Raw genomic sequence first — 25,288 nt, forward strand, 5'->3', positions numbered from 1 at the left:
GGTAGGACCGCTCAGCAGCGGGGCTGCGCGCCCTGGACCGCACCGCGCTCGCCGTCCGCCGTCCACGGCAGCTGCGGCAGGCCCGCGGCGCCGGTCGCCGCGCCCTGCTCGACCGCGATCGCCGCGAGGGCGCGCGCGGTCGTGGCGACGAAGCCCTCGCCCGCCGTCGAGCTGTTGAACGCGACCGCGACCGTCAGTCCCGACTCGGGGTCGGAGTAGGCGGCGGTGAGGAAGCCGGGCGCGATACCGGAGAAGCCGCGGAGCGGACCGGCCTGGTGGCCGCCGAGGCCGGCGAGGAGCCACTCCGCGCGCCCCTGACCCTGCGGCACGGGATCGGCCCACATCGCGTCGCCCGCGGGCTCGGTCGCGAGACCCTGCGCGAGGCGGCGCAGGTCCTCGAGGTCGGTGACGGCGCCACCGGCCGCGCCGAGCGAGGAGGGCGACGCGGCGGACAGGTCGCGGCGGACCTCGCACTGGACGGCTCCGGAGCGCGGATCGAGGGCCGCGGAGAAGCCGAGCATCGCCGGGGCGGGGAGCTCGAGCTCGGAGTCGCCGGGGAGCCGGGTGCTGCCCAGTCCGTAGCGCGGCACGACGTACTCGTCGTAGAGCGACTGCATGCTGAGGCCCGTCGCCTGGGAGGCCACGACACCGGCGAGGAGCGGGCCGGTCGAGGACTCGGACCAGGCGGTCCCCGGCTCGGCGATCGGCGCGCTCACCTGCGCGGCCGAGATCAGCTCCAGCGTGGGCCACTCGCGAGCGGGGTTCTGCACGACGGTCGGCCAGAGGATGGAGCGGAAGTCCGCGAGCCCGGACGTGTGCGAGCAGAGCTGGCGGAGGGTCATCCCCTCGATCCCGGGCAGCGAGGTGAGAGTGCCGCCGACGTCGGCGTCGAGATCGAGGGTGCCCTTCTCGGCGAGCGCGACGACGACGTCGCAGGTCATCGCCTCGGTGCCGCCGGTGCCGAGCCGCACGTGCGCGTCGGTGGTCACCGGGGTGTTCGCCTCGTCGCCGATCGTGCCGATCGCCGTCTCCCAGCCGCCGGCCCAGGGCGACCAGACCCCGGCGACCACGCCGGAGGCACCCGCGACGCTCTGCGCCTCGACGAGGAAGCCGGACAGGGCGATCGCCAGATCGTCGGGCACGGGACCGGGCGGTGCGTCGGGGACGACGGAGCTGGTGCCGCCGGTGCAGCCGGTGAGGGCGAGGAGCAGGGCGGGCACGACGAGAGCTCCGACCCGGATCGACCTGCGGCCACCGATCATGCCGTTCGACTCCCCCCGAAGACGTGTGCTGGAACGCCCCCACTGTACGGGCGCGATCCGGCGGAGGACGCGGCGGGAGGCGCGCTGGACGGCTTTCGTGTCCCGACCGTGACCCTCGCAACCACGTCCTCCCGAATCCGGCCACCCCTTTTCCAAACCGTCTGAGCGGCTGCTACGAAGAGAAGGCAAGCGGCGAAGAGACGCTGCTCGAAGGGAGATCAGGGACCATGCGCACATCACCGAATCGACTGCTCGCCACGCTCTTCGGCGCGGTGTACGTCGTCGTCGGACTGCTCGGCTTCGTCGTCACGGGCGGCGTCCAGTTCCTCGCCACCGAGGGCGGACTGCTCCTCGGGATCTTCGAGGTCAATCCGCTGCACAACATCGCTCACCTGCTGATCGGCGGGGCACTGCTCATCGCGGGCCTCTCCACCACGTCGGCGGCCAAGACCGTGAACACCACCGTCGGCGCGGTCTACCTCGCCCTCGGCGTCGTGGGCTTCTTCCTGGTCGACACCGCGCTCAATGTGCTCGCGCTGAACACGGCCGACCACTTCCTGCACCTCGCCAGCGCGCTCGTCCTCCTCGGAGTCGGGCTCACCGCCGACAAGGGCGCCCGGGCGCGCACCGCGACCGCCTGACCCGGAGCGGATCCGTCCGCTCCCCCTGCACTCCGTCCGCCGTGGGCCCGCCGTTTTCCGCGGCGGACGGACCGAACGGCCCCGGACGACACGATGCGGTGTGTCGATCCGGGGCCTCTTCCCTTCTCTCGGGCCGCGCCCGAGGCATGCACCACGATCGGAGACCGGGATGAGCACCGTCGCCCGCGGCAACGCCGCCTTCGCAGGACTCGGCGCCGGTCTCGTGCACCTCTCGCTCGCCGCCGGACAGCTCGATGCGGCGGCCCTGCCGATCGCCGCCCTCGGCGTCGCCGAGCTGATCTGGGGTGTCGTCGTCCTCGCCCGTGGTCGGATCGTCGTCCCGCGGATCGCGCTCGCCGTCACCGGCACGACCGTCGCGGGATTCGTCCTGGCGATCGCCGCCGGTCTGCTCCGCGATCCGCTGCCCGCCCTCGCGGCCGGCGCCCTGCAGCTCGTCGCCGCCGCGGTCGTCGCGGCGACCCTGCGCTCGCGGCGCACCGCCGAGCCGCCCGTGTCAGCGCCGCGCGCGGTCCTCGGCCTCTTCGCCGGCGCGCTGCTCGTCTCCGCCCTCGCGACGCCGGCGCTGTCGGCGTCCTCGGAGGGCTCGCACGACATGGGCGGCATGATGACGACGGTCACCGACGGCGGGCACTCGCACTGAGACCGGTCCTGGCCACGGCGGTGCCCGCAGGCTAAGGTAAGGGCAGCCTAAGACGCCCGAAGGAGGCCGCCGTGCCGAAGGTCTCGAACGTCGTCCCGTTCTCGCAGGCCCTCCGCGCGCGCCTGGGCCAGTCCGGCGCCGACGACGAGGTCTCGGCCTTCATGACGGCGCTGATGACGGGGTCCGGCAGCCGCGACGACTACGTCGCGATGATCGCGCAGCACTACTTCGTCTACGAGGCGCTCGAGGCCGTGGCCGAGGAGATGGCGGGCGACCCGGTCGCCGCCCCGTTCATCTCGGCCAAGCTCACCCGCATGCCGGCGATCGCGGAGGACCTGCGCTTCCTGGTCGGCGAGGACTGGCGCTCGCGGATCAGCCCGCTCCCCTCGACGGCGGCCTACGTCGAGCGGATCCGCACCGTCGCGAGCGGCTGGAGCGGCGGCTTCGTCGCGCACCACTACACGCGCTACCTCGGAGACCTCTCCGGCTGCGCGATCGTGCGCGCTCTGCTGCAGCGGCGCTTCGGCTTCGAGACGAACGGCGTGGGCTTCTACCTCTACGGCGAGATCGCGACGCCGTCCGCGTTCCGAGCGGTCTACCGCGAGCAGCTCGACGCCGCCGGCTGGGACGACGACGAGCGCGACCGCGTGATCGCCGAGGTGGCCGAGGCCTACCGGCTGACGACCGAGCTCTTCCGCGACCTCGCCCGCTCCCGCGCCGCGGCCTGACGGACCGCGGAGGGTCCGCCCGACGGCTCAGGCGGAGGCGGTCCCGGCCTCGGCGACCGCGGCCGGCTCGGCGCGGCGCTCGGACATGAAGCGCAGCACGTCCTTGTCGACGATGATGTCGCTCGGCCGCAGCGGACGGGTGAGGTAGAGCCCCTCGAGGCTGGTGATGCGGCTGAGCGCGACGTAGGTCTGACCGGGTGCGAACGCCCGCGAGCCGAGGTCGACCACCGCGGCGTCGTAGGTCTTGCCCTGCGACTTGTGGATCGTGACCGCCCAGGCCAGGCGGAGCGGGAACTGCGCGAACTCGGCCACGATCTCGCGGGTCAGCTTCTTGGTCGCGGCGGAGTAGGAGTAGCGGTAGCGCTCCCAGGTGGCGGGCTCGACCTCGTGCACCTCGCCGTCCACCTCGACCCAGACCGTGCCGGCGACCTTGGTCACGCGGCCGATCGTGCCGTTGACCCAGCGCTGCTCGGCGTCGTTGCGCAGGAACATCACGTGCGCGCCGATCTTGAGCTCGAGGTTCTGATCGGCGGGGTAGGCGCGACCGCCGAAGTCGCCGCTGATCTCAGCCGAGGCCGTCTTCACCGGGCCCTTGAGCCGCGCCAGGGCGGTCTGGTTGATCCGGTTGACGGTGTCGTTGCGGGTCGCCAGGGTGATCGCGTCGTTCCCGGGCGGAGTGCGCGCGCCGGCGGCGTTCAGGACGTCGGCGATCTCCTTGGTCACCATCCCGAAGCGCACCGCGTTGAGCATCCACTTGAAGCGCTCGTCGCTCTGCCGGTGGATCCTCCCGAGCTCGATGATCCGCAGCGGCGCCTCCTGCCAGACCAGCGCGTCGAAGAACCAGAGCGAGCGGTAGCGGTCGGCGAAGTAGGCGCGCTCCTCCGGGTCGCCCGGCACGGGGGCGAGCTGGAACGGGTCGCCGAAGAGGACGACCTGGACGCCGCCGAACGGCTCGGACCGGCGCTGCCGGGCCTGGCGGAGGCTGCGGTCGATGCCGTCGAGGAGGTCCGCGTTGACCATCGAGATCTCGTCGATGACGAGGGTGTCGATGGTGTTGAGGAGCTTGCGCAGCTCGGGCGGCTGATCGAGGTCCGAGTCGGCGATGACGCCGATCGGGAGCCGGAAGAGCGAGTGGATCGTCTGCCCGCCGACGTTGAGGGCGGCGACCCCGGTCGGCGCGCAGATGACGATCTGCTTGTCGGTGTTCCAGCTCAGGTGGTTGAGCAGGGTCGACTTGCCGGTGCCGGCGCGGCCCGTGACGAAGAGGTGCTCGCGGGTGTTCTCGATGAGGTCGAACACCCGCTGCTGCTCGTCGGAGAGGGTCGGCTGGGTCACCGCTCCACTGTACCCAGCCGACCGCCGCACCCGGCCGACCCGGGCGGTCAGACGTCGCGGACGCGGGTGACCAGCAGCGCCGGGACCCAGACGGCGAGGAGCCAGACGCCGCAGGCGAGCACGGCGGACGTCGTGCTGATCGACTCCACGCCGGAGCCCTCGCTCGGGACGCTCGACAGCGCCAGCCCGAGGTTCGAGAGCAGGTAGGGGCTGACGTCGGCGATCCACGGCGCCTGCAGCAGCCCGCCCGCGATGGTCGCGAGCAGCGGCAGAACGAAGAGCACGCCGACCGAGACGCCGATGGCGGCGGCAGTGCTGCGCAGCAGCGCCGCCACCCCGACCGCGAAGGCGCCGATGACGGCCAGCGAGAAGGCCCCGCCCAGCAGGCTCCCGATCACCCCGTCGTCGAGCAGCGACACCTGCGCGCCCTTCGCCGTGAGCAGCGGTGCGATCACCGCGAACGAGCCGACGCAGGTGAGCACGCCCACCAGGAAGGAGGCGACGGCCACGACGACTCCGCGGGCGAGGAGCGACGGGATCCGGCGCGGCACGGCGGTGTAGGTCGAGCGGATCATCCCGGTGGAGTACTCGCCGCCGAGCGACAGCGCGCCGAGGACGGCGATGACCAGACCGACGAACTGCAGCTGGATCGTCGAGCCGCCGGCCGCGAGCGTGGACGCGGAGACCCCCGGCTCCGGGGAGGCGACGGCGCCGAGCGCCAGCGCCAGCGCGAGCGCGAGCGCGGCGGAGACGACGATCGACCACCAGGTCGAGCGGACGGTGACGAGCTTGAGCAGCTCGGAGAGGACGACGCCGTCCAGGCGGAGCCGGACGGGCGCGGTGTCGGCACGGGCGGTGCCCGGGGCGGTGGCGGTCATCGGGAGGCTCCTTCGAGGGGCTGGGATCCGGCGGGCTGGGCGGCGTGGTACTCGACGGAGTCGGCGGTCATCGCGACGTACGCCTCCTCGAGCGAGCGCGTCAGCGCGGTGAGGGCGTGCAGGACGACCCCCGACTCGGCGGCGAGGGCGCCGATCACCGGGGCCCCGAGGCCCTCGACCTCGATCCCGCCGGCGACGACGGCGACCGCCGCGCCGCGGACGGCGAGGAGCTCGGCGAAGCGCACCGAGTCCGGGCTCTCGACGCGCACGCGCGGCCGCGCCTCGGCGAGGAAGTCGGCGAGGGGTGCGTCCGCGAGGATCCGGCCCCGGCCGAGGACGATGATGTGGTCGGCGGTCTGCGCCATCTCGCTCATCAGGTGCGAGGAGAGCAGCACGCAGCAGCCCTCCGCCGCCTTCGCCCGGACGAAGTCGCGGACCCAGCGGACCCCCTCCGGGTCGAGGCCGTTGACCGGCTCGTCGAGCAGGAGGGTCCGCGGGTCGCCGAGGAGCGCGGTCGCGATGCCCACGCGCTGCCCCATGCCGAGCGAGAAGCCGCCGACGCGCTTGCGGGCGACGCTGCCGAGGCCGACGACCTCGATGACCTCCTCCACCCGGGAGCGCGGGATGCGGTGCGTCGCGGCGATCACGCGCAGGTGGTCGCGGAGCGAGCGGCCCCGGTGAGTCGCCTTCGCGTCGAGCAGGGCGCCGACCTCGGCGAGCGGCGCCTCGTGCTCGCGGTAGGGGCGGCCGTTCACCGTGACCGAGCCGGCGGACGGCCGGTCGAGACCGACGATCATCCGCATCGTCGTCGACTTGCCGGCGCCGTTCGGCCCCAGGAATCCGGTGACCCTCCCGGGCTCGACGGTGAAGTCGATCCCGTCGACGGCGGTCTTCGCCCCGTACTTCTTGGTCAGGCCTCGTGCCTCGATCATGCGTTCCCCTTCTCGCAGCGCGCCGCCTCGAGCCCGCGGGGAGCGGGCGAGGTCGTGCGGCAGCGGTCAGCCTAGGAAGCGCCGGCGGAGCCCGCTCCGGGCTGTCGCAGGACGTCCGGCCGGACGGGAACGGCTCGGATCAGCCGCGCTTCTGCAGCGCCGCGAGGCGGTCGTTGTACGCCGAGAGCTCGGCCTCGCCGGTGCGGTCGGCCTGGCGGTCGAGCCGCTTGGAGTCGCGCGCGTCCGACCGGCTCCACATCACCGCGACGATGATCGCGAGCGCGAGCGTGGGGATCTCGCCGATGCTCCAGGCGATGCCGCCGGCCGCCTGCTGGTCGACGAGGGCGTTCGTGCCCCAGCCCATCGCGCCGTACCAGTCGGCGAGCAGGAGGCCCTCGCCCGTCATCAGGGCGAGGCCGAAGAAGGCGTGGAACGCCATCGTGCCCAGCAGCAGCAGCAGGCGCATCGGGTACGGCACGCGGTGCACGCTCGGGTCGACGCCGATCAGGACGCTCACGAAGAGGTAGCCCGTGATCAGGAAGTGCACGATCATCCACTCGTGGCCGATGTGGTCCGTCGTCGCCCAGCGGAACAGCGGCGAGTAGTAGAAGCCCCAGAGCGAGCCGACGAAGAGCAGCGCGGCGACGATCGGGTGCGAGATCGCGGTGGCGAAGCGCGAGTGCACGGCGAGCAGGACCCACTCGCGGCCGCCGCGGGAGCCGTCGGTGCGCCTCGCGGTGGCGCGCGCGATCAGCGTCACTGGAGCGGCCGGCACGAGCAGCACCGGCACCGCCATCGTCAGGACCATGTGCGCGAGCATGTGCGCGCTGAACAGGTACTTCTCGTAGGCGTTGACACCGCCGTTGGTGATGTAGGCCAGCAGCAGCATGCCTGCGATCCAGAGCACGGTGCGGTGCACGGGCCAGCGGTCGCCGCGGCGGTGCAGGCGCACGACGCCGGCGACGTAGAAGGCGATGCCGAAGCCGCAGACCAGCAGCCAGACCAGGTCGACGTTCCAAAGGGTGAGGAAGTTGAGCGCGGACGGTGCGGGCGGCAGCGGCTCGCCGGTGAGCAGCTCCGCGGGGGTCGGGTTCGTCAGCTCGGTCGCGGCGACCTGGTCGACCGGCGTCGCGGTGCGGGCGAGGGCGGCGGCGACGCCGGAGGCGACGCCCATGAAGGCGACCTCGGCGGCGACCAGCCACCAGAAGCTGCGCCCGCCCGCTCCGCCGGCGCTGCGCATCCGCGCGATGAGGAACCGGCGCTGGACGAGCCCGAAGACGCCGAGGGCGGTCAGCGCCGCGACCTTGACCAGCACGAGCACGCCGTAGCCGGTGAGCAGGTTGCCGAGGGTCGCCAGCCGCAGCTCGGCGCTGATGTAGCCCGAGGCGGCGACCACGATGAAGCTGACGAGCGCGAGGCTCGAGTAGCGCCCGATCACGGGCAGCAGGCGCGCGCCGCCGAGCAGCGGGCGCAGCACGACGATCGTGACCAGCCCGCCGAGCCAGATCGCGGCGAAGACCAGGTGCAGGCCGAGGGCGGTGACGGCGGCGTCGTGGCCGCTCGCTCCGGCCGCGTGGCCCTGCTGCGCCATCGGCAGCAGTGTCAGCAGCGCGATCGCGGTCACGAAGACGAGCGCGGTCTGATTGCGCACCGCGAAGCAGAGCACCGTGACGACGGCGGCGAGGAGCGTGGTGATCAGCCAGGCCTGGCCGACCGGGATGCTGCCGATGAAGTAGCTGAGCTTGGTGCCGAAGTCGCGGTCGAAGCTCAGCGGCGTCTGGGTGACGTTGAGGAAGGTGAAGAAGCCGGTCAGCGCGGAGGCGGCGGCGAAGAACGCGGCGCTCGCGGCGGCCACGTCGAGGGCGATCGTGTACTCGGTGCGCGGCTCCGCGTCGGCGGGGGCGCCCTTCCGCGCGGCGACCGCGCGGGGGCTCAGCGCGAAGAGCGTGAGGACGAGGGCGCCGATCATGCCGGCGGCGCCGAGGTTGACGGCGAGCTTGGCGACCGGGAGGCCGAAGCGGACGACGGGTCCCGGGTCGTTCAGGAGCGGTGCGGCCGAGCCGCCGCCGAACGCGAGCGCCGCCAGGAGCGCGACGAGGGCGGCGACCACGAGCAGGAGCGCCGGGCCCGCGATCCGGACGGTTCGATTCACCCGGCAAGCCTACGTTCTCGCGGCTGAGGGGCGGCCGGTCCGGCGAACCCCGGAGGAACGACGAAGGCCCCGGCGGATCGCCGGAGCCCTCGCAGAGCGTGCTGAGCCGTGACTACTTGGCAGCGGCCTTGAGCTTGGTGCCGGCCGAGACCTTGACCGAGTGGCCGGCGGCGATCTGGATGGTCTCGCCGGTCTGCGGGTTGCGGCCGGTGCGCGCGGCGCGGGACGTGCGCTCGACGGCGATCCAGCCCGGGATGGTGACCTTCACGTCGTTGGAGACGGAGTCGGCGAGGGTCGAGAAGAGCGAGTCGAGGACGCCGTTGACGGCGGCCTGGCTCTGGCCGGAGTCGGCGGCGATCTTCGCGACGAGCTCGGTGCGGTTGAGCGACTTGTCAGCCATTGGAGTGTCCTCCCAGGACGTTCGCGCTGTTGAGAACAGCTGGTGGTTGTGTGTCGTCCAGCGGTCGGGGGCGGACCCCGTCGACCGGTCGGACCGTCCGTAACCTACCAGCCCGATCCCGGATCGGCGGCGATTCGCGCGGTGAGAAGCCCGGAAACACGCCGATCGGCACCCCGTGGAGCCTCCGGGAGCGGCTGGGAGGCGGTGTCAGGGGCCGTCGCTACACTCGCCGACGGCGCGCGCCCGAGCTCGCCGGGAGAGGCGGCCGCGATGGCGGAGACGACGACGGACGGCTGGATCTCGACGGCGATCTGGTGGCAGATCCATCCGCTCGCGTTCCTGGGGGCCGAGGCGACCTCGGCCGACGGACCCGGGGCCGGCGACGAGCCGCAGCACCGCCTCCGCCGGCTGCTGCCCTGGCTGGACGACCTGCTCGCGCTCGGCTGCAACGGCCTGCTGCTCGGGCCGGTCTTCGCCTCGATGACGCACGGCTACGACACGGTCGACCACTTCCGCGTCGATCCGCGCCTGGGCGACGAGCACGACCTCGACGCGCTGATCGCCGCCTGCCGCGAGCGCGGCATCCGCCTCGTCTTCGACGGTGTCTTCAACCACGTGGGCCGCGAGCACCCGTGGTGGCGCGAGGCCGTCGCGGCGGGCGAGGACTCCCCCGCCGCCGCGCGGTTCCGCCGGACGGGCGCGGCGCGCGAGGTCGACGGCCTGCCGGTCGACGTCTTCGAGGGGCACGAGGCGCTCGTCGAGCTCGACACCGCGAACCCCGAGGTGGCGGCGCACGTCTCCGCGGTGATGAGCCACTGGCTCGAGCGCGGCATCGACGGCTGGCGCCTGGACGCCGCCTACGCGGTGGACCCCTCCTCCTGGCGCGCCGCGATCGACCCGGTGCGCGAGCGCTTCCCCGAGGCGTGGTTCGTCGGCGAGGTCATCCACGGCGACTACGCCGGCTACGTGCGGGAGTCGGGGCTCGACTCCGTCACCCAGTACGAGCTGTGGAAGTCGGTGCGCAGCTCGATCGAGGAGGGCAACCTCTTCGAGCTCGACTGGACGCTGCAGCGCCACGCGGAGTTCCTCGAGACGTTCGTGCCGCTGACCTTCGTCGGCAACCACGACGTGACCCGGCTCGCCAGCGCAATCACGGATCCGCGCCACCACGGCCACGCGGTCGCGATCCTCGGCTTCGTCGGCGGCGTGCCGAGCGTCTACTCGGGCGACGAGCGCGGCCTCGAGGGCGTGAAGGAGGAGCGCGTCGGCGGCGACGACGCGATCCGGCCCGAGTTCCCGGCCGACCCGGGCGAGTGGCCGCGGAACGACGCCTACCGCGTGCACCAGGAGGTCATCGCGTTCCGCCGCAGGCACCCGTGGCTCGTCGCCGCGCGCACCACGAGCGTCGATCTGTCGAACACCGCCGTGCTGCTGGTGGCCGAGGGGCCGGACGGCGAGAGCGCCCGGCTCGCGCTGAACCTCGGCGACCGCGCCGCGAGCGTCGGCGGCGTGCAGGTCGAGGCGCACTCCTGGCTCCTGCTCGACTGACCCCTCGATCGGACACGCCGTGATCTACGCTCGGGGCAGCGGCGGGAGCGCCCTGCCCCCGCTGCCGCGACGAGACGGACGAGGAGCGACCATGCCAGACGGGTCCCGGTCACAGCACGACGGCGTGCGGCGGATCGAGCACGAGCCGGAGGCGGGCGTCGAGCCGACGGGCCTCGAGGCGGCGCTGGCCGCGCCGGTCGACGCGATGACCGATCCCGGTCCGGGCGAGCGGAGCGGGCTCTCCAGCCGGATCGCCGAGGAGCTGCTCGACGGCACCTCGGAGATGATCGGCGGCGACGCGGCCCCCGCGCTGACCCGCTCCGTCGAGATCGACGACCCGGCGCGCGCCGTCGGCGACGACCCCGCGCACCCGATCCACGGGACCCTCCGCCAGGAGTTCGAGACGCGCTGATCTCCGGGTCTCGAGACGCCCCTGCGGGACTGCTCGACCAGCAGGAGAGGGGGCGTCGCCGCTCGGGACGCGGCGGTCAGCGGACGGCGAGGGCCTCGGTGAGGAACTGCAGCAGCTCGCGCAGCAGCGCCTCCTTCGAGTCGGCGCGGCGGTACTCGTGGCCCTCGCCGTCCAGCTGCAGGTAGCGGACCGGGCGGCCGAGCTCCTCGAGCGCCGCGACGATCTGCCGGGCCTCGCCGAGCGGCACGTTGGTGTCGAGCTCGCCGTGCACCACCAGCAGCGGCACGTCGATCGCGTCGGCCGCGGTCAGCGGCGACAGCTCCTCCAGCAGCTCCGCGTCGTGCTCGGGGTGCCCGTACTTGGTGACGGCGGCCGAGGCGATCCACGGCTCGGTGTCGCGGTAGAAGGTCTGCAGGTGCGACATGCCGCAGATGTCGACGCCGGCGGCGAAGACACCGGGCGAGAAGGCCAGCGACGCGAGGGTGAGGTAGCCGCCGTAGGAGCGGCCGGTGACGGCGATGCGCGCCGGGTCGGCGATCCCGGCATCGACGAGGTGCGCGCCGGCGGCGAGGACGTCGTCGAAGGCTCCGCGGCGCTTCTCGACGTCGTCGGCGTGCACGAAGTCGCGCCCGAAGCCCGAGGAGCCGCGCACGTTCGGCGCGAAGACCGTGATCCCCGCGGCGGCGACCGCCTGATGCTGCGCCGAGAAGGTGGGCCGCTCCTGCGACTCCGGGCCGCCGTGCAGGCTGAGCATGGCCGCTCCGGGCTCCGTCGACCCGGGCGCGCGGTAGAGCCAGCCGGAGAGCGCGAGGCCGTCGCGGCCCTGGAAGCGCTCGAGCGTCGGCACGATCAGCGGCGGCGCGTCGAGCGCCGGCACCCCGGTGATCCGCGACCACTCGTGGCTCGCCGTGTCCAGCCGCCACAGCTCGCGGGGGCGCTCCGGGCCCTCGACGCCCAGGATCACGGCGCCGCCGTCGCGGGAGAGCACCGGCGTCGTGGCCACCAGCCCCGGCAGTCCGGCGACCGGGACCCGCTCGCCGGTGGTGGTGTCGAGCAGCTCGATCTCGCTCGAGCCCGCGACGTTCCAGACCAGCATCAGCATCCGGCCGGCGTCGTCGGCGTCCAGCCCCTCGAGCTCGGCGTCGTCGCGGGCGGCGAGGCGGCGGATCCGGCCGCGCCAGCCGTCCGGGCCCAGCGGCATCGCGACCAGCTGGCGCCGCGGCAGGTCGACGTCGGTCGCGAGGTAGGCGACCATCGGGCTCTCGGTGTCGTGCAGCGGCGAGGGGCGCAGCAGCGCGACGTCCGTCGAGCCGGTGCCCGAGTCGGGCAGGAGGGCGTGGTTCTCGTCGGTCAGCCGGTCGACGACCACGCAGTACTGCTGGCCGCGCTGGCCGTCGCGGACCACGACGAGGCGCTCCTCCACCGAGAGGTCGAGCACCGAGATCAGGTCGCCGTCGACGAGCGGATTCCGCTCCCCCGTCACCGGGTCGACGAGGAACGAGCGGCTCGGCTGCTCCGGCTCGGCCGACGGGATCGTGACGACGACGTGGTGGCCGCTGCGCGTCCACGGCCCGAGCTCGGCGTGGGCGTCGCGGGAGCCGGCGATGCGGCGGGCGTCGGTGCCGTCGGGCCGCACGACCCAGACCTGAGTGCGCACGCCGCCGTCGGTCGCGACGAGGCAGGCCAGCCAGGCGGAGTCGGCGGACCAGGAGACCTCGAGCACCGGGTCCTCGGTGAGGGCGATGCGGCGCGCCTCCGGCGGCTCCGCGCCGACGACGACGTCCTGCACCCAGACCTCGGGGGCTCCGCCGCGGTCGCTGAGGAAGGCGACGCGGGCGGCGTCCGGGGTCATCGTCGGGCCCCAGCTGCCCCAGGCGTGCACGAGCCCGAGCGCGAGCTCCTCGGCAGCGGCCAGGCGGTCGGCCGGCAGCGGATCGGTGAGAAGAGACGTCATGCCTCCATCCTCGGGCACCGGTCAGCCGACGCCGTGCTCCTGGAGCCACATCTCGAGCAGGGCGAGCTGCCACAGCTCGTTCGAGCCCAGGCGGGTGCGGGTCGCGTTCGGGTCGGCCAGCAGCGCGTCCACTGTCGCCGGATCGAAGATCCCGCGGCGCCGCGCGGCGGGGTCGGTCAGCGCCGCCCGCACCCGCTCGAGGTAGGGCCCCTCCAGCTGCCGGATCGCGGGCACCGGGAAGGAGCCCTTGGTGCGGTCGATCACCTCGTCCGGGACGATGCCGCGGACGGCCCGCTTGAGGATCCCCTTGCCGCCGTCGGCGAGCTTGAGCTCCGGCGGGATCGTGCCGACGAGCTCGACGAACTCGTGGTCGAGGAACGGGACGCGCGCCTCCAGGCCCCAGGCCATGGTCATGTTGTCGACCCGCTTCACCGGGTCGTCGACGAGCATGACCGCGGTGTCGTTGCGCAGCGCGGCGTCCACCGCCGTGTCGGCGCCGGGGCGGGCGAAGCGCTCGGCGAGGAAGGCGGCCGCCGCGTCGGCGTCCCCGCGCCAAGCGGGCGACAGCAGGGCCTGCAGCGCGGCGAAGGGGCGGTCGACGAAGACGTCCGCGTACGCCTCGGCGGCGTTCTCGCGCGGCACCCGCGCCAGCGGCGGGTACCAGTCGTAGCCGCCGAGCACCTCGTCGGCGCCCTGGCCGGACTGGACGACCTTGACGTGCTGCGAGACGTCCTCGCTGAGCAGGTGGAAGGCGACGGCGTCGTGCGAGACCATCGGCTCGCTCATCGCGCCGACCGCGGCGTCGATCCCGGGCAGCAGCCGCGCGGAGTCGATCGGCAGGCGGTGGTGGTCGGTGCCGAAGCGCTCGGCGACCAGGCTCGAGTACTCGAACTCGTCGCCCGACTCGCCGCCCGCGGCGTCGAAGCCGATCGAGAAGGTCTGCAGCCCGGTCTGGCCGGCCTCGGCGAGCAGCGCCACGATCAGGCTGGAGTCGATGCCGCCGGAGAGCAGCACGCCGACCGGGACGTCGGCGACCATCCGGCGCGAGACGGCGGTGCGGAAGGACGCGAGCAGCGCCTCCTGCCAGTCGCGCTCGGTCCAGTCGGCGCGGGCGGGATCGCGGGCGAACACCGGCTCCCAGTAGACGCGCTCGCGGCTCGTGCCGTCGGGCTCGATCACGCGGACGGTCGCGGGCGGCAGCTTGGTGACCCCGGCGAGGATCGTGCGCGGCGCGGGCACGACCGAGTGGAAGCTCAGGTAGAGCATCAGCGCCGTGCGGTCGATCGAGGTGTCGACGCCGCCGGCCGCGAGCAGGGACTGCACGGTCGAGGCGAAGCGGATCCGCTCGCGGGTCTCGTCGAGGTAGAGCGGCTTGATGCCGAGGCGGTCGCGCGCCAGCACCACCCGGCCGGACTCGCGCTCGACGATCGCGAAGGCGAACATGCCGAGCAGGTGGTCGACGCAGTCCTCGCCCCACTGGGCGTAGGCCTTGCCGATCACCTCGGTGTCGGAGTGCGAGAAGAAGCGGTGCCCCTTCCCCTCCAGCTCGACGCGCAGCTGCCGGTGGTTGTAGATGCAGCCGTTGAAGACGATCGTGAGGCCGAGTGCGGCGTCGACCATCGGCTGCGCGCCGGCCGCCGAGAGGTCGATGATCGCCAGCCGCCGGTGCCCGAGCGCCACGCGGCCCGCCGCCCAGAGCCCGTCCCCGTCCGGGCCGCGGTGCACGAGGCAGCCGGTCATCCGGTCGACGGCGCCGATGTCGGTGCGCGCGCCGTCGAACCGGATCTCTCCCGCGATGCCGCACATCTCAGCCTCCGACGATCCAGGTGTCCTTCGCGCCGCCGCCGCGCGAGGAGTTCACGATCATGCTGCCCTCGGCCGCGACGCGGGTGAGCGCGAGGTCGGCGAGGCGGACGTCGCCGGGTCCGGTGCCGGTGACGAAGACGAAGGCGCGGAGGTCGATGTGCCGCGGCTGCAGGTCGGTGCCGGAGAAGGCGGGCAGCGAGGAGAGCCGGACGACCTCCTGGGCGACCCAGGCGCCCGGGTCCGCCGCGATCTCGGCGCGCCGCTCGGCGACGCGCGCCGCGGGGGACGACGGGCCGATCATCACTCCCCGGCCGCCGTAGCCGTCGACCGGCTTGGTGACCAGCTCGCCGACCCGCTCGAGCACGATCCGGCGCTCGGCCTCGTCCTCGGGGCGGTAGGTCGGCACGGACTCGAGCAGCGGGCGCTCGTCGAGGTAGTACCCGATCAGCTCGGGGACCGCGCAGTAGAGCGCCTTGTCGTCCGCGACGCCGTTGCCGGGCGCGTTCGCCAGGTACACGTCTCCGGCCGCCGCGACGTCGAGGATCTCGCGGCCGATCCCCCTCCCGCCCGCGACGAGGTCGGCGAGCTCGACGTCGAGCCGCAGGTAGAGCGCGTCGACGACCGTGCCGCCGGCCAGGACGCGGCCGCCCTCGACCGCGAGGTCGCCCGCCTCGAGCAGCAGGAGCCCCGCGCCCTCGGCCAGGCGGCGGTGCTCGAACCAGGCCGAGCTCGACGCTCCGCTGGAGAGCAGCCCGAGCACCGGGTCGGCGCCCTTCGCGCCGTGGGCGAGGGTGGCGCGCAGTCCGGCGAGCGCCGTCGACGCGTCGAGCAGGCCCGCGGGCCGCGGCAGATCGGGCAGCACGTCGTCGAGCAGCGCGCGGATGCCCATCGCGTAGGCGAGACCGCTGGGGTTGCGGAGGTTGTCCTCCAGCACCCGCCAGCCGCCGAACTCGTTGCGGACCAGGTCGAAGCCCATCACGGCGCCGCGGACGGTGCCGGCGGGCAGCCGGGCCGCGTCCTCGCTCCAGCCCGGCGCACCGCGCAGATCGCGGACCACGCCGGCCCGCACCGCCCGGCCCTCGCCGTAGACGTCCTGGAGGAAGCACTCGAGGGCGCGGGCGCGCTGCTCGAGCCCGGCGGCGAGCTCGCTCCACTCGTGCGCCTGCAGCACGCGCGGCACGAGGTCGACCGGGAACGGCCGGTCCTCCTCGCCGACGCGGAAGGTGAGCCCGGCCTGCTCGACGAGCCGGTCCCGGGACTCGTGCAGGGTGGCGAGCCGCTCGGCGCCGAGCCCGCGGAAGTGCTCGAGGATCGGCTGGTACGCGCTCCTGGCGCGGCCGCCGGTGGCCACGGCCTCGTCGCCGGCGCGCACGCGGTAGGAGCGCAGGCTCGGGGCGGGCAGGATCGGTCCGCTCGCCGGGCCGTGCGTCTCGGCGACGACGGCGTCGACCACGGCGTCGAGGGTGCCGCGCTCGGCGAGGACGGCGCGCTGGCGGTCGGCGGAGTTGCCGCGCGCGATCAGCGCCTCGGCGAGCGCGCGCACCTGCTCCAGGTCGCCGAGCTCGTCGAGCGCGGGCTGGAGGCGGGCGATCAGGCTGCGCAGCGCCTCGGCTGCGGGAACCGGACGGGGGTGCTCGGTGTGATCGAGCAGCGGGCCGGAGAGACCGCCGCGCGCGGCCTGCCAGGTGGCGGCGCGCTGGATCGGCGGCGGGGTGTGCCGGAACGGACGGCCCGCCTCGATGTCGAGCTCGGCGGTGCGGACCAGGCCGCGGAAGAGCCCGGCGATCAGCACCGCGTCGTCGACGATCGGCATCGCGTCGCAGACCCGCAGCTCGAGGGTCGGCGCGTGCGAGGAGGGCCGGACGTCGAAGTAGGCCATCTTCGAGTCGGCGATGACACCGGTGGCGATCAGGTCGTCGAGGAGGCGGTCGTACTCGGCCGCGGACTCCAGGGGCCCGGTCGCGCCGGCGCTCGGCCAGCGCTGCCAGATGATCGTGCGGATGCTGGCGTAGCCGGTGTCCTGGCCGTTCCAGTAGGGGCTGCTCGCGCTGGCGGAGAGCAGCACCGGCAGATCGCGGGCGATCCGCTGCGCGATCTGCACCGCGAGCTCGCGGTCGGAGACGCCGACATGGATCTGGGTGCCGCAGATCAGCTGCTCGTCCACCAGCATCCGGTACTGCTCCTGCATCCGGCCGTAGCGGCCGGTGCTGGTGAGCTCGAAGTCGGTCTGCTCGGAGCGCGGCGCGGTGCCGACCGCGGCGATGCCGATGCCGTCGGGCGCCGCGGCGTCGATCACCGCGCGCCGGAGCGAGATCAGCTGCTCGCGCAGCCCGTCGAGGGAGTCGACCACCGCGGTGTTCGTCTCGACCGTGGTCCGCTGCAGCTCGGCCGAGAAGCTCTCCTTCGGCAGCCGGGCGAGCACCTGGGGGGCGTGGGGGGAGAGCTGCCTCGACTCGAGATCGATGAGGTGGAGCTCCTCCTCCGCACCGAGGGTCAGTTCTGCGCGCATGCGCTCACCGTACGACCCTCATGTTTCGGGCGGCTACCGGGTTGTTCGCGAGCGGCGCGAGCGGCGCGGGGTCAGCGGGCGGTGCGCGCGCGGATCTCGAGGTCGATCTGCGAGGCGTCGAGCGCGGCGAGCACCGAGGCGAGCACGTCGGCGTCGAAGGTGCCGTTGTCGCGGGCGTCGAGGAGGTCCGCGCGCTGCGCCGCGATCACGGCCAGCCGGTGGCGCTGGGCCTGGAGGAACGCCTCGGTCCTCGGCGCGTCCGGGGCGGGCGGCGGCTCCTGGACGGCCTCGGCGCTGGTGCGCAGGAGGGCGAAGACGCGGGTGCGCTCCTCCTCGCGGGCCCTCTCCTCGGCCGCCTCGTCGACGTCCGGCGCGATCGCGCGCAGCAGCGGACTGACCGTGCCGCCCTGCAGCAGCAGCGACAGCGCGGCCACGGCGAAGGCGATCAGCACGAGGACCGAGCGCTGCGGGGTGTCCTCGGGCAGCGTCTGCGCGGCGGCGACCGTGACGGCACCGCGCATCCCGGCCCAGACCACGGCCGTGCCCTCGCGCCAGCCGAGCGGCGCGCGGACGAAGTACTCCATGTCGGCGAGCATCCGTGTCAGCCGGGTGCGGAAGCGCTCGAGATCGCGGGCGGTCGGCGTGCGGCGGCCCCGGCTGATCCGCTGCAGGCTCTCCTCGCGGCCCTCCTCGGTGCCCATCTGCTCCTGCAGGCCCTCGACGCGCGGGCGCATCCGCTCGCGCAGGCGGCCTCGGCTCTTCAGCACGCCGAGCAGCGGGGCGACGTAGGCCGCGCGGACCAGCACCGTGAGCAGGAGCGCGCCCACCGCGATCAGCACCGCGGGGCCGACGCCGGCGTGGTCCTCCTCGACGCTCGTCACGATCGCTCGCACCTGCAGGCCCATGGTGAGGAAGACCGCGCCCTCGAGCACCAGCTCGACCGTGCGCCAGTTCTGCGAGTCGGACAGCCGGTTCTGCGGCGAGAGCTCGCGCGGGGCGCGGATGCCGGTGACGATCCCGGCGACGACCGCGGCGACCAGGCCCGAGGCGCCGAGCAGCTCGGCCGGGACGGAGGCGAGGAAGGGGACGGTGAAGGACAGGATCGTGTTGACCGTCGGGTCCTGCACCCGGCGGCGCACGGCGAGGTTCAGCCAGCCGACGAGACCGCCGACGATCGTGGCGATGAGCACGGAGTAGCCGAACGAGCCGAGCGCACCCCAGAAGGAGAAGCTCGCCGCGGCGGCCGCGATCGCCGTGCGCAGCAGCACCAGGGCCGTCGCGTCGTTGAGCAGGCTCTCGCCGTCGAGCATCGCGACGACCCGGCGCGAGACGGAGGTGCCCTTGACGATCGAGGTCGCGACGGCGTCCGTGGGGCTGACGATCGCGCCGAGCGCGACGCCCCAGGCGAAGCCGAGATCCGGCAGGACCAGCAGGAAGAACAGGCCGAGCACCAGCGAGGTGCCGACGACCAGCAGCACCGAGAGACCGCTGATCGCACCGAACTCGCGGCGGAAGTTCATCGCCGGCATCGACACCGCGGAGGAGTAGAGCAGCGGCGGGAGGACCCCGGCCAGGATCCACTCCGGCTCGATCTCGATCGGGCCGACCACGGGGAGGAAGCTCGCGGCCACGCCGATCCCGACCAGCACGAGCGGCGAGGCGACGCCCAGGCGCGGGCCGACGACGGCGGCGCCGGCGATCACGACCAGCGCGAGCACCAGCACCACCAGGAGCGCGGTCACTCGTGTCCGGCGGTGTCCGGGGCCGGCGCGACGGCGCCGCGGCGGACGTCCTCGAAGAAGTCGGGGCGCAGGACGCGCTTCTCGATCTCGAACCAGCCGCTGGACCAGCCGTCGCCGAGGGGGTGCGCCGGGTCCAGCAGCACGTGGCCCGGGGTGGCGCCGCGGCCGACCGCCGCCGCGACCGAGCGGTCGGGGTCGTAGAGCGCGTGCTCGACGAGCGGGGCGAACACCTCGTGCTCGGCGAAGTCGGCGGGTGCGCCGAGGAAGACGGGCATCAGCTCCTCGCCCTCGCGCAGGCCGTTCGGCCACCAGCGGAAGCGCTCGACCAGCTCGTGGCAGGAGATGCAGGACGGCGAGAAGAAGACGAGGTGCGTCGGCGGGTCGGCCCACTCGGCGAGGGCGATCGGCTCGCCCGCGGCGGTGAGGAGGACGAGGTCGGCGGAGTCGGTCGGGGTGTCGGTGGCGGGGGTCCGCGCCGTCAGCCGGTCGCGCACCGGCACCAGCGCGAGCGCGAGCAGCACCGCGAGGAGGGCGGGGACCCCGGGGACGAGCAGCTCCGCAGGCGCCGTGGCCCCGACGAGTCCGGCGAGCGCCAGCGCGAGCAGGACGGCGTTCCGCGCGACCGTGCGGCCGGTCATCCGGGCGTCGCCGAGGCCGCCGAAGCACTCGCACTCGACCGGCTCCGGGGCGCGGACCGCGCGGACCGCGACGACGAGGAAGACGACGTCGACCGCGACCGCGCCGAGCAGCGCCCCGCGGTGCAGCGGCGCGGGGGCGAGCAGGATCGCCAGCCCGAGCGCGATCTCGACGACGGGGAAGGCCCGGGCGAAGAGCGGGCTCGCGGAGAGGCGGGCCGGCAGACCGAGCGCGGCGAGGCTCGCGCGGAACCGCTCCGTCCGCCCGAGCTTCAGCACGCCGCTGACGACGAGGACGGCTCCGGCGGCAGCGCCCGCGACCGCGAGCAGGACCTCGAGCGCTGACGCGAGCATCCGTTTCCCTCCCGCACCCGACGGTGCCCCCGCAGAGCACGCTACCGGGCGGGCGGCGCGGTCAGGAGTCGGAGCGCGTCAGGAGCCCGGGCCGATCACGAATCGAAGCCCAGCCCGAGCGCGTCCAGCGTCCGCAGCAGCGCGTTCCGCCGGCCGCCGTCGTGGTCGGCGCGGTCGAGCGACCAGCGGGTGGCCTGGATGCCCGCGGTGGCGAAGGGCTCGGGCGGGAACGGCAGCGGGCGCTTGCGCACCATCTCCAGCTCGGTCCGCTCGGTCGGCTCGCCGTCGAGGAGGTCGAGGAGCACGTCGGCCGCGAAGGCGGTCGTGCCGACGCCGAGCCCCGTGTAGCCGGCCGCGTAGGCGACGCGGCCGGCGAGCGCGGTGCCGTAGAAGGCGGCGAAGCGGGTGCTGGTGTCGATCACTCCGGCCCAGCGGTGGCTGAAGCGCAGGCCCTCGAGCTGCGGGAAGGTGGTCAGGAAGTGCGCGGCGAGCGCGCGATCGGTCTCCGGACGCTCCTCGTAGGCGGAGCGGATCCGGCCGCCCGGGTGGTAGACGGCGTCGTAGCCGCCCCAGAGGATCCGGTCGTCGGCGGTGCGGCGGTAGTAGTGGAACTGGTTGGCGACGTCGCTGAGACCCTCGCGCCCCGTCCAGCCGATCGAGGCCAGCTGGGCGGCGTCCAGCGGCTCGGTCATCAGGACGTGGTCGTAGACCGGGACGGTCATCAGGCGGGTGCGGGCGAGGAGGGAGGGGAAGGCGCTGGTGCCGAGGATCGCCTGGGACGCCGCCACGGAGCCGTGCGCGGTGCGGACGAGCACGCCGGCGTCGTCGCGCTCGAGACCGAGCACGCGGCTGTCCTCGTGGATCTCGACGCCGAGCTCCTCCGCCACCCGCGCCAGCTCGCGGACGAGCTTGCCGGGGTGCACCAGCGCGCACTGCTCGGCGGGCGCGGCGAGGCCGGCCAGGAAGATCGGCGAGTCGACCACGGCGCGGACCTCCGCGGTGTCGAGGAAGCGGCCGCCCGCGACGCCGTCGCCGTCGGCGAGCGGGCCGACCTGGTACTCCTCCACCGCGACCGCGAGCGAGCCGGTGCGCTCGAAGTCGCAGTCCATCCCGTAGCGGGCGACGGCCGCCTCGATGCCGTCGAGGTTCAGCACGCCCAGCTCCTCCAGCCGAGCGGCTTCGGCCGGCCAGCGGGCGAGGCCGTTCTCGCGGCCGTGGGTGAGGCTCGACTCCACGAAGCCGCCGTTGCGGCCGGAGGCGGCCCAGCCGAGCGAGCGGGCCTCGAGCAGCACCACGCGGCGGCCGGGGTCGCGCTCCTTCGCGCGCAGGGCGCTCCAGAGTCCGGTGTACCCGCCGCCGACGACCACCAGGTCGGCTGTCACGGCGCCCGCGAGGGCGGGGCGCGGCACGTCGGGGTCCTCGAGCCAGTACACGCCGCGCCGGGTGCCGCTGAGCGCGGCGTCGACGACGGCGGAGTCGGGGGCGGATCGTTCGAAAACCGTGCTGGAGAGGGCCATAGTGCCTCCATTACGTCAGCTCCAAGGGCATTCCGCAACCGGATCCGTCGTTCCGGCGCATACCTCCCGGCCAGGTCGTCCGGCACGGTCGTACACTGCGAGGGAAATCGGAGGGGACATGCGAGCACGCCGGCCGCGCGACGGGGGACGCGTCGCAGCGCCGACCCCTCCGGCGGAGACTCCCCCCGGCCCCTCGGCCGACGACCGTCACGACGTCTCCCCCGGCCTGCGGATCGCCGCCGCCTGGGGCTGGCGGGTGCTGGCGGTCGCCGCCCTGCTCTGGCTGGTCGTGAAGCTGGTCGCACTGGTGCCGGTCGTGGTGGTGCCGGTGCTGATCGCGCTCCTGGTCACGGCGCTGCTCACCCCGCTCCGCGACCGGCTCGAGCGCTGGCGCCTGCCGCGCCCGCTCGCGGTGCTGGTCTCGATCCTCGCGCTCCTGCTCGCGCTGGTCGGCCTGATCGGGCTCGTCGTCGTGCAGTCCCGGGCCGGCTTCGGCGGCGTCGGGCAGCGGGCGCTCGACGCGGTCGACGACGTGGAGGCGTGGCTGCAGGGCCCGCCGCTCGGCTTCAGCGACGTGCAGCTCGGCGACTGGGCGCAGTCGGCGATCGACTGGGCCGACACCCAGGCGTCGACGATCGCCTCCGGAGCGCTCGCCGTCGGCTCCCAGGTCGCCGAGGTGTTCGCCGGCACGCTGCTCACCCTGTTCTCGCTGATCTTCCTGCTGCTGGACGGCCGGCGGATCTGGGCCTGGTTCCTCCGGCTGATGCCGCGCGCCGCGCGACTGCCGCTCGACACGGGAGCCGCGGCCGGCTGGTGGACGCTCAGCCAGTTCGTCCGGGCGCAGCTCGGCGTCGCGGGCATCAACGCGATCGGCATCGGCATCGGCGCGCTCGCCCTGCAGCTGCCGCTGGTCGTGCCGATCGCGATCGTGGTGTTCCTGGGCTCGTTCGTGCCGTTCCTCGGCGCGATCGTGACGGGGGCGCTCGCCGCGGTCGTCGCGCTGCTGTTCAGCGGACCGGTGGCCGCGCTCGTGATGATCGGCGTGGTCGTCGTCGTGCACCTGCTCGAGGGGCACGTGCTCCAGCCGCTGATCCTCGGCTCGGCGGTGAAGGTGCACCCGCTCGCCGTCGTGCTGGGCGTCGCGACCGGGCTCGAGGTGGCGGGGCTGGCCGGCGCGCTGTTCGCGGTGCCGGTGATCGCGACGCTGAACTCGGCGATCACGGCGATGCGGCACGATCCGGAGCAGGTCGCGCGCGTTCCGCTCGATCCGGGGCGCTCCGCGTGACCCGGCACCCCTTCGACCCGGCGGGCGTCCCCGGGTCGGCGGTCCTGCCCGCGCTCGCCTGCCCGGTCTGCGGCGCGGGGCTGGCGCCGGACGCGCTGCCGCGGCCGACCCTGCTGCGCTGCCCGCTCGGGCACAGCGCGGATCTGGCGCGGCAGGGCTACGTCTCGCTGCTCCGCGGCCGGCACGCGACCTCGGGCGACACCGCGGCGATGGTGCAGGCGCGCGAGGAGCTGCTGGGCTCCGGGCACTACCGGCCGATCCAGGACGCGGTCGCGGGGGCCGTGCCCGAGGCGGCGCGACTGGTCGTCGATCTCGGCTGCGGGACGGGCGCGTACCTCGCCGCGGTCCTCGACGCGCGGCCGGAGGCGAGCGGGCTGGGGCTGGACCTGTCCGCGGCCGCGGCGCGGCGGGCCGCCCGCGCGCACCCGCGGGCCGCGGTCGCGACGGCGGACCTCTGGCAGCCGCTGCCGCTCGCGGACGCCTACGCGGACGCCCTGCTGACCGTCTTTGCGCCGCGGAACGCCCCGGAGATGCTGCGGGTGCTGCGCCCGGGCGGCGTGGCGGTGGTGGTGACGCCGCGCGAGCGGCACCTCGGCGAGATCCGGCCGGTGTTCGGGATGCTCGGGATCGACGCCGGCAAGGCCGAGCGGCTCGACGAGCAGCTGCAGGGCTTCGAGCGGGTGGCGCGGGACGAGCTCGACTACGCGGTCGCGATGACGCCCGGCGAGCTGCGGGCCGAGGTGCTGATGGGGCCGAGCGCCCACCACGTCGATGCGGCGGCGGTCGACGCGCTGCTGGCGGGACGCTCGGCGACGACTGCGGTCACCGTCGCGGTGACGGTGTCGGTGTACCGCGCGGCGTAGGCGGGGCGGCGCAGGGGCGCATCGAGACCCACCGTCATCAGCAAGGCTGGTCTGCCGATTCGTCCTTCTGACCCGAGGGGGGTCTCGATACGCGCGCTGCGCGCGCTACTCGACCAGCACGAGAGGGGACCCATGCCGGTCGAGCAGCGCGCAGGGCAGTCCCTGCTGGTCGAGCAGCGCGCAGGGCGGCCCCCATGCTGGTCGAGTAGCCGTCACCGGCGGCGTATCGAGACCCACCATCGTCGAGACATCCGGGAGCGAGCCTCCTCCACACTCGCGATCCAACGGGGTTGTCCCCGATCAGCCCAGGGTTCCGACCCCGGTGTCGGTGGCCCCTGCTTCAATACGCGTATGTCAGAAGATGAGAATGCGGCAGCACTCGCGGAGGTGCGCGACTGCTTCGACGACGCCGCGGCCGCCGAGCGCGCCGCGTCCCCGACGCGCCTGAGGGCGGCGGAACGCATGCACCGCGGCTACCGCATCGCTCTCACCGTCCCGGCATCATTCGCCCGCGGCGCCTCCCGGAGCGAGACCCGCGACCTCGTCGAGCGCTCCATCCGCGCCGAGCTCGCGGTGACGCTCGGCGTGTCCGAGCGGGAGGTCTCCCGCCGCCTCGAGACCGCGCGGATGCTGATGGAGCACCTTCCACTCACCCGGGCGCTGCTCCGCGACAGTCGAATTCTCTGGGAGGTCGGCGAGTCGATCTGCAAGACCGCGAGCAGCCTCCCCGAGACCTCCCGCTCCGCACTCGACGAGCGCGCCGCGGACGCCGCCCTCACGATGACGACGACCCAGCTGCGCCGCGCCCTCGGCCGCTGGCGCGAGGAGCTGCACGAGCAGCCCCTCGCCGAACGGCACGCGCGCGCCCGGGAGGACCGCGCCGTCTGGGTCACGCCCGACGTCGACGGGATGGCCACGCTCTGCGTCCACGCTCCCGCGCCCGCCGTCTCCGGCGCCTACGACCGACTCCGCCGCATCTCCCGCACCCTCCGCGACGAGGGCGACCCCCGCACCCTGCAGCAGCTCAGCGCCGATGCCGCCGTCGACCTGCTCTGCGACGGCGACATCGCCGGCACCACACCGAACGCCGAGCATCGCCCCGACCCGACCTTCGTCCCCGGTGTCCGCGCGGAGGTGCGGCTGACCCTCGCAGTGTCCGCCGCCGCGGGTCTCGATGACGCCCCTGCGGATCTCGACGGCTTCGGGCCGGTCCCCGCCGAGATCGCCCGCGAGCTGATCCGCACGGCGGCCTCCTTCACCCGCGTCCTCACCGATCAGGACACCGGCGCCGTCGTCTCCGTCGGCCGCACCTGGCGCGTCCCACCCGCGCAGATGCGCCTGCACCTCCAGCTGCGCGATCAGACCTGCCGCTTCCCCGGCTGCACCCGGACCGCCGCGACCAGCGAGGCCGACCACACCCTCGAGTGGCGCAACGGCGGCGAGACGTCTCTCGAGAACCTCGTCATGCTCTGCACGTCCCACCACCACGTCCGGCACGGGGAGCAGTGGAGCTACGACCGGGTCGACGACCACGGGACCCTCGAGTGGACGAGCCCCACTGGGCGGCGGATCAGCAACCGGCCACCACCCCTGCCCGGGCGGCCGCCGGACCGGCCGCCGGAGCCCCGCGTCGACACTGTTCCCGCACCGTTCTGACGGGGTGGATCTCGACAC

20 protein-coding genes are annotated in these 25,288 nt (G+C 74.1%); 8 read left to right on the plus strand and 12 right to left on the minus strand.

Annotated elements, in window-relative coordinates; all coding sequences use genetic code 11:
• Window positions 1–11: 11 nt before the first annotated feature.
• On the minus strand, window positions 12–1,220 hold the full coding sequence (locus HRK28_RS06410) for a serine hydrolase domain-containing protein (RefSeq protein WP_173250740.1): 1,209 nt from the start codon (window positions 1,218–1,220) through the stop codon (window positions 12–14).
• A 269-nt stretch (window positions 1,221–1,489) separates the two neighbouring features.
• On the opposite strand from HRK28_RS06410, the gene HRK28_RS06415 reads away from it, so the two are divergent.
• From HRK28_RS06415 to HRK28_RS06425, 3 genes are all read left to right on the plus strand, one after another.
• Window positions 1,490–1,903 (plus strand): DUF4383 domain-containing protein, encoded by a 414-nt coding sequence (locus HRK28_RS06415; RefSeq protein WP_160087259.1) that lies wholly within the window; start codon window positions 1,490–1,492, stop codon window positions 1,901–1,903.
• Between the two features lie 169 nt (window positions 1,904–2,072).
• Window positions 2,073–2,564: a hypothetical protein gene (locus HRK28_RS06420; RefSeq protein ID WP_173250741.1), complete on the plus strand. Its 492-nt coding sequence runs from the start codon at window positions 2,073–2,075 to the stop codon at window positions 2,562–2,564.
• Window positions 2,565–2,635: 71 nt separating this feature from the next.
• Window positions 2,636–3,292 (plus strand): heme oxygenase (biliverdin-producing), encoded by a 657-nt coding sequence (locus tag HRK28_RS06425; RefSeq protein WP_160087255.1) that lies wholly within the window; start codon window positions 2,636–2,638, stop codon window positions 3,290–3,292.
• A gap of 27 nt (window positions 3,293–3,319) precedes the next feature.
• On the opposite strand, the gene HRK28_RS06430 is transcribed toward HRK28_RS06425, so the two are convergent.
• From HRK28_RS06430 to HRK28_RS06450, 5 genes are all read right to left on the minus strand, one after another.
• Window positions 3,320–4,627 carry an ATP-dependent RecD-like DNA helicase gene (locus HRK28_RS06430; protein ID WP_160087253.1) on the minus strand — a complete coding sequence of 436 codons (1,308 nt, stop codon included), beginning with the start codon at window positions 4,625–4,627 and terminating at the stop codon, window positions 3,320–3,322.
• 47 nt (window positions 4,628–4,674) lie between these two features.
• Window positions 4,675–5,505 carry a hypothetical protein gene (locus HRK28_RS06435; protein ID WP_160087251.1) on the minus strand — a complete coding sequence of 277 codons (831 nt, stop codon included), beginning with the start codon at window positions 5,503–5,505 and terminating at the stop codon, window positions 4,675–4,677.
• The gene (locus HRK28_RS06440; protein WP_173250742.1) at window positions 5,502–6,437 is read right to left on the minus strand and encodes an ABC transporter ATP-binding protein; all 936 of its coding nucleotides are present in this window, start codon (window positions 6,435–6,437) and stop codon (window positions 5,502–5,504) included. Before HRK28_RS06440 ends, HRK28_RS06435 begins: the two co-directional genes overlap by 4 nt.
• 139 nt (window positions 6,438–6,576) lie before the next feature.
• On the minus strand, window positions 6,577–8,589 hold the full coding sequence (locus HRK28_RS06445; RefSeq protein WP_208543735.1) for a cytochrome c oxidase assembly protein: 2,013 nt from the start codon (window positions 8,587–8,589) through the stop codon (window positions 6,577–6,579).
• Between the two features lie 112 nt (window positions 8,590–8,701).
• Window positions 8,702–8,989 (minus strand): HU family DNA-binding protein, encoded by a 288-nt coding sequence (locus HRK28_RS06450; protein WP_055786347.1) that lies wholly within the window; start codon window positions 8,987–8,989, stop codon window positions 8,702–8,704.
• A 270-nt stretch (window positions 8,990–9,259) separates the two neighbouring features.
• Here HRK28_RS06450 and HRK28_RS06455 point away from each other — a divergent pair, with 270 nt between their 5' ends.
• Both HRK28_RS06455 and HRK28_RS06460 read left to right on the plus strand, forming a co-directional pair.
• Window positions 9,260–10,537 (plus strand): alpha-amylase family glycosyl hydrolase, encoded by a 1,278-nt coding sequence (locus tag HRK28_RS06455; protein ID WP_160087247.1) that lies wholly within the window; start codon window positions 9,260–9,262, stop codon window positions 10,535–10,537.
• Between the two features lie 91 nt (window positions 10,538–10,628).
• Window positions 10,629–10,949, plus strand: coding sequence for a hypothetical protein (locus HRK28_RS06460; protein ID WP_160087245.1), 321 nt, complete (start codon window positions 10,629–10,631; stop codon window positions 10,947–10,949).
• 76 nt (window positions 10,950–11,025) lie between these two features.
• Here the strand turns inward: HRK28_RS06460 and HRK28_RS06465 are convergent, their stop codons facing one another.
• The 6 genes from HRK28_RS06465 to HRK28_RS06490 all read right to left on the minus strand — a co-directional run bounded on the left by HRK28_RS06465 (window position 11,026) and on the right by HRK28_RS06490 (window position 21,466).
• Window positions 11,026–12,903 (minus strand): S9 family peptidase, encoded by a 1,878-nt coding sequence (locus HRK28_RS06465; protein ID WP_173250743.1) that lies wholly within the window; start codon window positions 12,901–12,903, stop codon window positions 11,026–11,028.
• Between the two features lie 21 nt (window positions 12,904–12,924).
• Window positions 12,925–14,709: an N-acetylglutaminylglutamine amidotransferase gene (locus tag HRK28_RS06470; RefSeq protein WP_173250744.1), complete on the minus strand. Its 1,785-nt coding sequence runs from the start codon at window positions 14,707–14,709 to the stop codon at window positions 12,925–12,927.
• A gap of 1 nt (window position 14,710) precedes the next feature.
• Window positions 14,711–17,218, minus strand: coding sequence for a glutamate--cysteine ligase (locus tag HRK28_RS06475; protein WP_160087239.1), 2,508 nt, complete (start codon window positions 17,216–17,218; stop codon window positions 14,711–14,713).
• Between the two features lie 71 nt (window positions 17,219–17,289).
• Window positions 17,290–18,960 carry a sodium:proton antiporter gene (locus tag HRK28_RS06480; RefSeq protein ID WP_173250745.1) on the minus strand — a complete coding sequence of 557 codons (1,671 nt, stop codon included), beginning with the start codon at window positions 18,958–18,960 and terminating at the stop codon, window positions 17,290–17,292.
• Window positions 18,957–19,949 carry a MauE/DoxX family redox-associated membrane protein gene (locus HRK28_RS06485; protein ID WP_160087235.1) on the minus strand — a complete coding sequence of 331 codons (993 nt, stop codon included), beginning with the start codon at window positions 19,947–19,949 and terminating at the stop codon, window positions 18,957–18,959. Before HRK28_RS06485 ends, HRK28_RS06480 begins: the two co-directional genes overlap by 4 nt.
• 95 nt (window positions 19,950–20,044) lie before the next feature.
• Entirely contained in the window at window positions 20,045–21,466 is a 1,422-nt protein-coding gene (locus tag HRK28_RS06490) for an FAD-binding oxidoreductase (protein WP_173250746.1), read from the minus strand.
• Between the two features lie 118 nt (window positions 21,467–21,584).
• On the opposite strand from HRK28_RS06490, the gene HRK28_RS06495 reads away from it, so the two are divergent.
• The 3 genes from HRK28_RS06495 (at window position 21,585) to HRK28_RS06505 (ending at window position 25,270) form a co-directional block, all read left to right on the plus strand.
• Window positions 21,585–22,751 (plus strand): AI-2E family transporter, encoded by a 1,167-nt coding sequence (locus tag HRK28_RS06495; protein ID WP_173250747.1) that lies wholly within the window; start codon window positions 21,585–21,587, stop codon window positions 22,749–22,751.
• Complete coding sequence (locus HRK28_RS06500; protein WP_173250748.1) at window positions 22,748–23,614, plus strand: methyltransferase domain-containing protein; 867 nt, start codon at window positions 22,748–22,750, stop codon at window positions 23,612–23,614. The genes HRK28_RS06495 and HRK28_RS06500 overlap by 4 nt, the downstream gene beginning before the upstream one ends.
• A gap of 351 nt (window positions 23,615–23,965) precedes the next feature.
• Entirely contained in the window at window positions 23,966–25,270 is a 1,305-nt protein-coding gene (locus HRK28_RS06505; RefSeq protein WP_173250749.1) for an HNH endonuclease signature motif containing protein, read from the plus strand.
• The last annotated feature ends 18 nt before the right edge of the window (window positions 25,271–25,288 follow it).

Origin of the sequence: Rathayibacter sp. VKM Ac-2835 (assembly GCF_013266705.1) — a bacterium.
In the GTDB taxonomy this organism is placed as follows: Bacteria; Actinomycetota; Actinomycetes; order Actinomycetales; family Microbacteriaceae; genus Rathayibacter.